We start from the raw sequence: 9,895 nt of genomic DNA on the forward strand, positions 1-9,895 counted from the left end.
ATCACGAAGGACACGCCCGCGACACCCAGCAGGGTCAGCAGGTTATCCATATCGTTCTGGTCGGCCTCGGCATGGTTGGTGTAGCAGACATCCACCCCCATCGGCAGGCCCAGCAGCTTGCCCGTGAAATGATCCTCCAGGCCGGCACGAATGATCTGCCGCCCGTCATAAAGATATTCGGGGCCGATGAAGCCGACGACGGTATTGACCAGCAGCGGCTTGAAGGCCCGCGCCACGGCCTGGGCGCGCACTTCCAGCGTCTGCTGGTCAACGCCGTGATGGGCACCGGCGGACAGGGCGCTGCCCTGGCCGGTTTCGAAATACATCACATCATGGCCGATGCTGCCGCGTTTCAGCGACAGGGCGGCTTCCTGCGCTTCCGCCAGCAACGCAAGGTCGATGCCGAAGCCGCGATTGGCCCCCTCGGTCCCCGCCACCGACTGGAACACCAGATCGACGGGGGCACCGCGTTCGATGGCCTGCAAGCTATTGGTGACATGGGTCAGTACGCAGCTTTGCGTGGGGATCGCATAGCGCAGGCGCAGATCATCGATCAGGTGCAGCAGGGTGATGGCGCCGTCCACATTGTCGGTGGCCGGGTTGATGCCGATCACGGCATCGCCGCTTCCATGCAGCAACCCGTCCAGAATGCTGGCGGCAATGCCCGCCGGATCGTCGGTCGGGTGATTGGGCTGCAACCGCACCGCCAGCCGTCCGCGCAGACCGATGGAGGTGCGGAACCGGCTGACCACCCTGCATTTGCGCGCCACAGCAATCAGGTCCTGATTGCGCATCAGCTTTGACACCGCCGCCACCATTTCCGCCGTCAGGCCGGGGGCCAGCGCCGCCAGATCCCGCGCCCGCACCTTGTCATCCAGCAGCCAGTCGCGGAATTCCCCCACCGTCAGGCTGGCAACAGGGGCGAAGGCGGCGGCATCGTGGCTGTCGATGATCAGGCGGGTGACCTCGTCCGCCTCATACGGCACCAGCGTCTGCGTCAGGAAGGTCTTCAGCGGCAGGTCGGCCAGGATATGGCGGGCGGCCACCCGCGCCTCCGCGCTTTGCGCCGCGATGCCAGCCAGCTCGTCGCCGGACCGCAGCGGTGTGGCCGCCGCCATCAGCGCCTTCAGGTCGGGGAAACGGTGTCGGGTGCCGGCCAGATCGATCCTGTACATGGGCGTCAGGCCCGGACCAGCAGCGTGTCATCCACGGCGAAACGCAGCCAGGCCGTGTCACCCTCCACCCGCGTTTCCGTCTCCGCCATCAGCACCAGCCCATGGCCGCAATCCAGCGTATAGAGCAGGCGGGCACCCAGATAGGCGCGTTCCAGGATGCGGCCGGCCAGGATGTTGACGTCCGGGCCGGGCAGGGGCGGTTCCGCCGACAGGCCGACATGTTCAGGCCGCACCGTCAGCAGACTGCCGGCGGGCGGGGCGGATGTGTCGGGCCACAGGCACGTCAGCACATCCCCGCCCGCCAGCTTCACCCGGCAGGTGCTGGCGGCGGCGTTGCGATCCACCACCTCACCGGGCAGGAAATTGCTGGCGCCGACAAAATCGGCGACGAAGGCGTTGGCGGGCCGGCGGTAGATTTCTTCCGGCGTGCCCAGTTGCGACACACGCCCCTTTTCCATCACCACGATCCGATCGGACAGCGCCAGGGCCTCGGACTGGTCATGGGTGACGTACAGCGTGGTCAGGCCCAATTGCCGCTGCAACTGCTTCAGCCAGGACCGCGCCTTGATGCGCAGCTTGGCATCCAGGTTGGACAAGGGCTCATCCAGCAGCAGCAGGGACGGGCGGAAGACCAGTGTGCGGGCCAGGGCCACGCGCTGCTGCTGCCCGCCCGACAATTCGTGCGGGTAGCGGTCGATGAAGGCGCCCATCTCCACCAGGGCCAGGGCCTCCTCGATCCGCGCGTCCTGTTCCTTTTTCCCCACCTTGCGCAGGCGCAGGGGGAAGGCCAGATTCTGGCGCACATTCATGTGCGGCCACAGCGCATAGGACTGGAACACCAGACCCAGATTGCGCTTTTCCGGCGGCAGGTCCAGGCCGCTCGCCCCGTTATAGAAATCCCGCCCCCCCACTGTGATGCGCCCGCCCGATGGGCTGTCCAGCCCGGCGATGGCGAACAGGGTCGTGGATTTGCCGCATCCCGAGGGGCCCAGCAGGGTCAGGAATTCCCCGTCGGGGACATGCAGGCTGACCTCGTGCAGCGCCTGCACCGGGCCGTAATGCTTGTTCAGACGATCGACGACAACCTCAGACATCTTTGTTGGTCCTCAAGCTGCGGCGCGCCAGCGTCACGAACAGGGCCGTGATGGCGAGCTGGATGACGGAGAGGGCGGCGACCGGCCCCGTGCTGCCATTGGCCCAGAAGGACAGCATTGTGGTCCCGATGATCTCGGCACCGGGCGCAAACAGGAACACGGCGGCGGCATATTCTTTCAAAAAGGCCAGGAACAGCAGCACATAGGCGGAGAACAGGGCCGGCTTCATCAAGGGGAAGATGATCAGGCGGACCGTGGTCCACCAGTCCGCCCCCACCGACCGCGCCCCCTGGTCCAGTTCGCGGCCGATCTGGTGCAGGGTGGGCGCCAGGGCGCCAAAGGCCATGGGGATGCCACGCATGGTGAAGGCCAGCATCAACAGCCAGATCGTGCCTTGCAGCACATGGGCAAACGGCAGCAGCAGCATGGCCCAGAACATGCCGATGCCGGCGATGATGCCCGGCATGGCTCGGGGATAGAGCGCCACAAATTCCAGGGCGCGGCGAAAACGGAATTCCGACCGGTGCGCCACCAGCGCCACCATGGCCACGAACAGGGTGGCCAGCGCCCCGCCGAAGGTGGCGATGATCACTGAGTTCACGATGGCGCGGCGATAGGCCTCGTACCCGAACAGAACCTCGAAATGGTCCAGTGTCAGCAGGTCGAAGGGCGACATGAGGGGGGTGAGGAAACTGGTGACCGAGCGGAGCACGATGCCGGCCAGCGGCAGCAGCAGGACCAGGGCGGTGTAAAGGCACATGGCCCCGCAGACCACCCAGCCGACGCGACCGATGGGCGCCAGCTTGGGACGCTGGGCCTTGCCGCGCACCGTGACGAAGCGCTTGGACTGGCGCAGCAGCAGCCCCTGGATCACCAGCAGGACCGAGATCACGGCCAGCAGCAAGGTCGCTGCCGCTCCGATCAGGCCATAGTCCGGGGTGATGGCTCCCAGGCCTTCGATGTACAGGAAGGTGGTGAAGAACTCCAACCCCACCGGCTTGCCGAAGACCAGGGGCACGGCCAGCATCTCCAGCGAGCCGATAAAGGTCAGCAAGGCGGCATAGGTGATGGAAGGCCGCATCAGGGGCAGCGACACCGACCACAGCGCCCGCAGAGGCCCCGCACCCACCGACCGCGCCGCATCCTCCAGCGTGGCGTCGGCCATGCGGGCGGAGGAGGAGCAGAACAGATAGACGACGGGCGCCTGTGAGGTGCCGGCCAGCAGCCCCATGCCCAGGATCGTGTACATGTCCCACAGCGGCACGCCGGCCACCCGTTCCACCGCCAGCGTCACATAGCCCGATGGGCCGTACAGGATGAACCAGGCAAAGGCCAGGACCAGTTGCGACACATACATGGGCCAGAGGGTCAGGTTGCGCAGCAGACCCCGCCCCGGCATGTCGGTGCGTTCCAGGAACAGGGCAAAGGCTACGCCCAGAACCGTGGCAATCAGCGTGGACAGCAGCGCCAGCAGCACCGAATTGCCCAACGCATCATGGAAGCGGGGATTGCCGAACAGCCGGCTATAATTGTCCAGACTGAACAGCGGCGCCGCCTCGTATAGCGGGCGGTCCAGCAGCGATTGCCACAGCACGGGCACCAGCGGCCCCAGCACCAGGGCCAGCGTCGCCAGCGCCACCGCCGCCTGGATCAGCAGCGCCCGGTCGGGCCGGAAAAATCGGGATTGGGGTTCCGCCAGGGACATGGGCCGATCCGGTCCTTGATGTCAGGGGGTGGTGTGATATGCGTCGCATTGTCCGCTTCTCCACCGTCATCCCCGCGAAAGCGGGGACCCAGCATAGAGCGGCGTCCGCCGCGACATGAGTTACATCGGCGCTATCGCGCCTTGGCGCTGGGCCCCCGCTTTCGCGGGGGTGACGGTGGAGTGCACGGCGACGGCAGGCCCCTTACCGCCGCGCCTTGAAGGTCGCGTTCCAGCGCGCAATGAAGTCCTGGTAATGGTCCAGCATGGTGGGGTCGTAGCCGACATGGACGATATTCTGTTCACCCCCCAGCCGCCGGACCAGACCGTCATAGGTCAGGTACGGCACCTCATCGGGCCGTACATCGGACCGGTAGGGCATCAGCCCACCCTGGGCCGCCGCCACCTGTCCGTCATGCGACAGCAGGTAATCCAGCATCAGCCGGGCGCTGGCGGGGCTGCGGCTGGCGGCCGTGACGGCCATGCCGCGCGGCACCAGCACCGTTCCGTCCTTGTCCAGGGTCCAGTCCACAATCTCCGACCGGCCCTTGGTGGCCATCTGCGGCCAGACGGTGACGGCGGAGACGTTGAAGCCGACCAGATATTCGCCCGTCGTCACCTTCTCCATCATGGCCGCCCCGCCGCTTTCCACCCGCACGGCGGGTGACAGGCGCTGCATCAGGTCCCAGCCGCCGGGCCGGCCGCTGGTGATGGTGGCCCAATGCACGGCATAGGCGACCGCGTGGGCGGCGGCGTCATAGGTGGTGACACGCTTGCGGAACTTCAGCGGGTTTTCCGCTGCCAGCACCGCCAGCCGGTTCAACCCGTCGGGATATTGTTCCGGCTTCAAAAGAAGCTTGTTGTAGATCATCACCATCGGGTCAGCCGACAGGGTGTAGAGGCCGGGCATGGGCCGGCTCCAGGCGGGCAGGCTGGCCTCTTCCCGGCTGACATGGGCGCCGATGCCGCCCTTCGCCGCAAAACGCATCCAGGCATCGGGGGCGCTGGACACGATGATGTCGGCGGATGGCCGGTTGACGGAGGTTTCGGCGTAATAGCGCTCGAACACTTCCGTGGGACCCATATCCAGGCAATTGACCTTGATCCAGGGATACAGCGCCTGGAACCCGCGCAGCAGGGGCCGCCAATTATACTCGGCCATGATCGAATAGATCAGTAATCCGCCTTCCGCTCTGGACGCCGTGACCAGATCATCGGCGCGGACAATGGCCGGCAGCAGGGTGGCGGCGGCAAGCCCGGTCAGCAGCCGGCGGCGCGACAAGGGGCAGATGGGGGGAAAGGCGGTGGGTGATCGGTCCTGCATGGTCTTACCCCCTCAACCTGGCTGGCCCAGGGCCAGACCCGCGCCCCGGCGCAGAAAGGTGACATCGGCGCCCAGGGTGACGAAGCCATAACCACGGTCAAACATCATCTCCGCCGACAGGCCGGGCAGGGTGGTTCCCCCCAGCGCCAGCCCCGCCTCCAGAATGCGCCGTTCCGCCGCGTCCAGAACAGCCTTGAATGCGGGGGCGTCATATTGTCCGGGCACCCCGGCACTGATCGACAGGTCCAGCGGCCCGATGAACAGCATATCCAGGCCCGGCACCTTGGCCATGTCCGGGATGGCGTCCACGCCCTTCACGCTTTCGATCAGGCCGATGGTCAGGGTTTCCGCCTCCCCGAATTCCGCCACTTCCCAGCTCCACGCGCCCCAGCCGGCGGCGCGGGAGACGGTGTAATGCGCACCCCTTATGCCGTGGGGGGGATAGCGCGTGGCCCGCACCAGACGGTCGGCGGCATCCGCACTGTCCAGATTGGCGGCCAGCAATCCCTCCGCCCCCGCATCCAGAAGGTGCCGCACCGGGGCCGGGTGGTTGTCGGACAGACGGGCCAGAACGGTGGTGCCGGTCCCCGCCATGGCCCGCATCTGGTGGATGGCGGTTTCAAGGCCGCCCGGCGAATGTTCATGGTCGATGATCAGGGCATCGAAACCCAGCGGCGCCAGCGCCTCTGTTACCGCGGGGCTGCCCATGAACAGCCAGGCCCCGCGCGCCGGCCGCTTTTCCCGCAGCAGGCGTTTCAGGCGGTTAGGTCGAAACATCGCCGCCTCCTTCTTCCGCCAAACCGTTCAGGAAGGCGATAGCGGCCCCGACCAGCGCGTCGCGGGAATGGCGCACCCCGTCCAGAACATCCAGTCGCACATTCAATCCGTTGGCCCGCAGATTGCCGGCCAGCGTGTGCATGCGGTCCACCCGCGTCACCCCGGCATCGTTGGCGCCTTCCATCCAGTGGCGCGAACCGGGGGCGTGGGTGATTTCCCAGGTGTCGGTATCATCCGCCCCGACAACCAGATGCACCCTGACCTGCCGCATGGCCTCCAGGTCCAGGGGTACGCCGAACCGTTGCTCCATATCGGCCACGCCCACCCACCAGCGATGGTTGGTATCCAGCAAGGTGGGCGATCCCGGCGCCCCGACCGACACGGCACGCAGCCGGCCAGGATGCAGATAAAGGAAACGATGGGCAAAGTGCGCCCCGCCGGAGAAGCCGAACAGATCGAACCGTCCGGCTTCCACGCCATAGCGTGCCGCGACCTCTGCCACCATGTCCAGCAGCAGGTGGTCGAAGCGGATGCCCTGGTAATCAATGTATTTGTAATTGTCCCGTTCCTGCGGCTCTCCGATCCCGCAGGGGAACAAGGGCGCCAGAATGATGCTGCCCGTTGCCTCCGCATAGGGGATGAACAGGTCCCGCAGCGCCTGATTGCCGCGATCCGTGCCATGGATCGCAGCCAGGATGCGCCCGCCGGCCGGGTTTTCCACCAGCCGGGAGGGCACATAGAGGCAGTAGGAGAAACGCTGGTCGATCCGACAAGCCGTTGCCGGCGTCCTGCCGATATCATAGGGCGTAAAGCCCCGTTCCGCGCCGTTCACGGGCAGAGTCATTCTTGTCATCCATGTCGGGAGGGATCGGCCCGGTACAGGGGTGCGGCGGACGCCGCCGCAGGACCGGGACGGTCGGATCAGTATTCCGCGGACATTTTCAGGAAGAGGGTCCGGCCCTCCGCCTTGCTGTAAAGCTGGTCGCGGTTGATCATCTGGGACGTGACGGAATAGTAATCGTTGTTGAACAGGTTGTTCACACCCACCGTGAACAGAAGATTGTTCATGCGGTACTGGGTGGAGGCATCGACACGCGTCACGGGACGCACGCGGCCCGTATAGAAGTCGTTGATCTTGGCATTGGGGAACTTGTTGCGCGACCCGGTGCGGTTGACCTGCACGCGGCCCAGCCAGTCATTGGTGAATTCCTGTTCCAGCCAGGCATTATACTGTTCCGGCCCGATGCGGCGGCCTGTCAGGGTCGTGTCGACCTTGCCGTCATGGTTGGCGTCGCGCTTGCCCTCCGACCAGGCGAAGCTGCCGCCCCAGCTTGTGCTGTCACCGATCTTGCCGGTCAGGGTGGCCTCGATGCCGTGGATGCGTTCCCTCTCGCGCAGGGTCGCGGCTTCCGTCGGGTTGACGGTGTCGATCACGAAATCGGTGCCGTATTTCGACTTGCTGATGAAATAGGCCACCGTGTAACCGATTTCCGCGACCGAGCCGCGCAGACCGATTTCGTAATTGTTCACCAATTGCGGCTTGGGATCAAAATTGTCCAGGTTCTTGGCGGTCACGCGGCGCAAGGGGGCGCCGATATCGGGGATCGAGAAACCCTGGGAGAAGCCGCCGAAGATTTCCGCTTCGGGCAGGACATGCAGCGTGCCGCCGATATTGACCGGTGTGGCGCTGTAATCCAACTCTCCCGCCGCGACCTTCACATTGCTCAGGCCGGCCACGAAATCATCGATCTTCATCTTGAATTCGTCGTGCCGGATGCCGGCGCGCAGGGTGAACCAGTCGGTCACCGGCACATCCAGCTGGATGAAGGCGGCATAGTTCATCTGCTTCAGCGGCGGGGTGAAGGTACGGCCGTCACCGGGCTTGTCGGTCAGGGGGATCAGCGGCTGTTCGGTGGTGTCGCGGGCAATGTCGAAGCCCCAGAGCGCGGTACCCCCGTCCAAGCCCCAATCATCCAGCCTGGTGGTGAAATCGGTCTGCCAGCCGATCTTTTCCGACGTGATGGTGGTCTGGGTCCCGCCCAGCCGTGCCGCATCGAAGGAAAAGACGCTGTAATTTTCCAGGTAATAGAGCTTGGTGTTCAGGGCAGAGCCGAGAACATCGCCATTCTCATAAGCCAGGGACGAGATGATGTTGCGGTTTTCCGGGTCGAGCGCGCGGGGATCGGCCATGCCCTTCACCGTCGTCTCCTTGATGCCCTTCGCGATATTGCCACTGACGGTGACGTAGTTGGTATCCTGCTTCTGCTGGTAATAATTGACCATGGCTTCGACGCGCTGGTCGCCGAAGGAATAGCCCAGCTTGGCAAACAGGTTATAGATGTTGCTGTCGGCGATGCCGCCGAAATTGTGCGGGTCGGGGGCCAGACGGTCGCCATCGGCATCGAACTGGCCGTTCACCCGCTCATAGGAACCGTTCAGATTGACATCGATGCCGCCAACGGCGCCCGACGCGCTTTGGGAGATGCTGGGGCGCAGGCTGTCGGCCAGATGCTCGGTCGACAGGCTGGTCCCGATCTCCGTCTTGAAGCGGAATTCCTGGGTGGAGGGCGCGTCCTTGGTGATGTAGTTGACGATGCCGCCGGCACCCCCCTGGCCATACAGGGCCGAGGCACCACGGATCACCTCGATCGAGCCGATGACGGCAGGAGAGATCAGGCGCAGGTCGCGGCCGCCGTCACGCAGCGGGTTGGACACGGGGATACCGTCGATGAAGACGCGCAGGGGACGGCCGCGCAGGCTCTGTTCCACGTTGGCGGCGGTGCCGTTGGAGGCGGCGATGCCGGGCACCATGTTGGCCAGCACCGACCCGATATCCGCCGTCGTCGACAACTGGTCCTCCAGATCCTTGCGGCCCACGACCGTATAGGAACCGGGGAAGGTCTCGATCGTCGCGGACAGGCGCGAGCCGGTGACCACGATCTCTTCCAAAGTCATGTCCTGGGCATGCGCGGCGGGGACCATTCCGGCTCCCGCCGCGACACCCAGCAGCATGAGCCGCTTCAAATTCCTCATAAGCCAGTACTCCCGTGTCCATGATGCCGGCTTGGATGTCGGCTGCAGCGGGATAGTAGCCAATCTGGGCGCCCAATGGTAGCCAATTTTGGATATTAATGGCCCTAAAAATTCATGAGCAGAAAACTCCATATATTTCAATGATCTGTGTGTGGAACGGTGCCGTCAGGCCAGGATGGCGCCGGGTGCGAGAGCCAAGGAAAGCATGATCAGGCCCAGCGCCGGATAGGCCCACCAGCCCATGCCGCGCCAGGCACGGAGCCAGCCATTGCCGCTTTCCGCCCCCGTGGCGGCGGCGGCCCGCAGGCGCAGGCTGTAGATCATCACCCCGGTCACCGACAGGCCGGTCAGCAGGATGCCGGCCAGGAACCAGACGATCTTTGTGACGAAGCCGCCCAGCGTGCCGAAATGCAGCGGATCGGCCATTTCGGAGATGCGCTGATGGACCGACAGATCCTCTCCGCGTGCGACCAGCAGCACGTTGCCGGCATCGGGGTTCAGCCAGACGGCGTTCGACCGGTCGCGCACCACCCAGGCATCCGCCTGTCCCATGAGCACCAGACCGCGCCCTCCCTTCTCCCGGGGATAGCGGATTTCGCGGATGTCCAGGCCCGGATAGGCCCGCAGCCCCGTGGCGATCAGCAGATCCAGGGCCGGTCCCACCGGCTGGGCCGACGCAAGGGCCTTGGCCGGCGGCAGGGGGTGTTCCGGCGCGTTGCCGCCCAGTGATTCCACCATGTACCAGACGCCAGTGGCCGCGATCAGGGCCACGAACCACAGGCTCCACAGC

8 protein-coding genes are annotated in these 9,895 nt (G+C 65.2%); all 8 read right to left on the reverse strand.

Translation table 11 applies throughout. The annotated features are described in order from the left end of the window. Positions 1-1,175 (reverse strand): ethanolamine ammonia-lyase subunit EutB (locus tag KBA48_RS30730; protein ID WP_292912501.1); only part of this gene is annotated, 1,175 nt, incomplete at its 3' end. A 5-nt stretch (positions 1,176-1,180) separates the two neighbouring features. Beyond that, positions 1,181-2,269: an ABC transporter ATP-binding protein gene (locus KBA48_RS30735; RefSeq protein ID WP_292912502.1), complete on the reverse strand. Its 1,089-nt coding sequence runs from the start codon at positions 2,267-2,269 to the stop codon at positions 1,181-1,183. Then, positions 2,262-3,974 carry an iron ABC transporter permease gene (locus KBA48_RS30740; protein ID WP_292912503.1) on the reverse strand — a complete coding sequence of 571 codons (1,713 nt, stop codon included), beginning with the start codon at positions 3,972-3,974 and terminating at the stop codon, positions 2,262-2,264. The genes KBA48_RS30735 and KBA48_RS30740 overlap by 8 nt, the downstream gene beginning before the upstream one ends. A gap of 202 nt (positions 3,975-4,176) precedes the next feature. Then, a complete protein-coding gene (locus KBA48_RS30745) occupies positions 4,177-5,295 on the reverse strand; it encodes an ABC transporter substrate-binding protein (protein WP_292912504.1) in 1,119 nt (372 codons plus the stop codon). A gap of 12 nt (positions 5,296-5,307) precedes the next feature. Next, positions 5,308-6,072 (reverse strand): aldolase/citrate lyase family protein, encoded by a 765-nt coding sequence (locus KBA48_RS30750; RefSeq protein WP_292912505.1) that lies wholly within the window; start codon positions 6,070-6,072, stop codon positions 5,308-5,310. Next, the gene (locus tag KBA48_RS30755) at positions 6,059-6,916 is read right to left on the reverse strand and encodes an alpha/beta hydrolase (protein WP_292912506.1); all 858 of its coding nucleotides are present in this window, start codon (positions 6,914-6,916) and stop codon (positions 6,059-6,061) included. The genes KBA48_RS30750 and KBA48_RS30755 overlap by 14 nt, the downstream gene beginning before the upstream one ends. 77 nt (positions 6,917-6,993) lie before the next feature. Further along, complete coding sequence (locus tag KBA48_RS30760; protein WP_292912507.1) at positions 6,994-9,105, reverse strand: TonB-dependent receptor; 2,112 nt, start codon at positions 9,103-9,105, stop codon at positions 6,994-6,996. A gap of 165 nt (positions 9,106-9,270) precedes the next feature. Further along, on the reverse strand, positions 9,271-9,895 hold a 625-nt coding region (locus tag KBA48_RS30765), incomplete at its 5' end, for a PepSY domain-containing protein (protein WP_292912508.1).

The sequence above is a fragment of the Niveispirillum sp. genome (assembly GCF_017996735.1).
Classification (GTDB): domain Bacteria; phylum Pseudomonadota; class Alphaproteobacteria; order Azospirillales; family Azospirillaceae; genus Niveispirillum.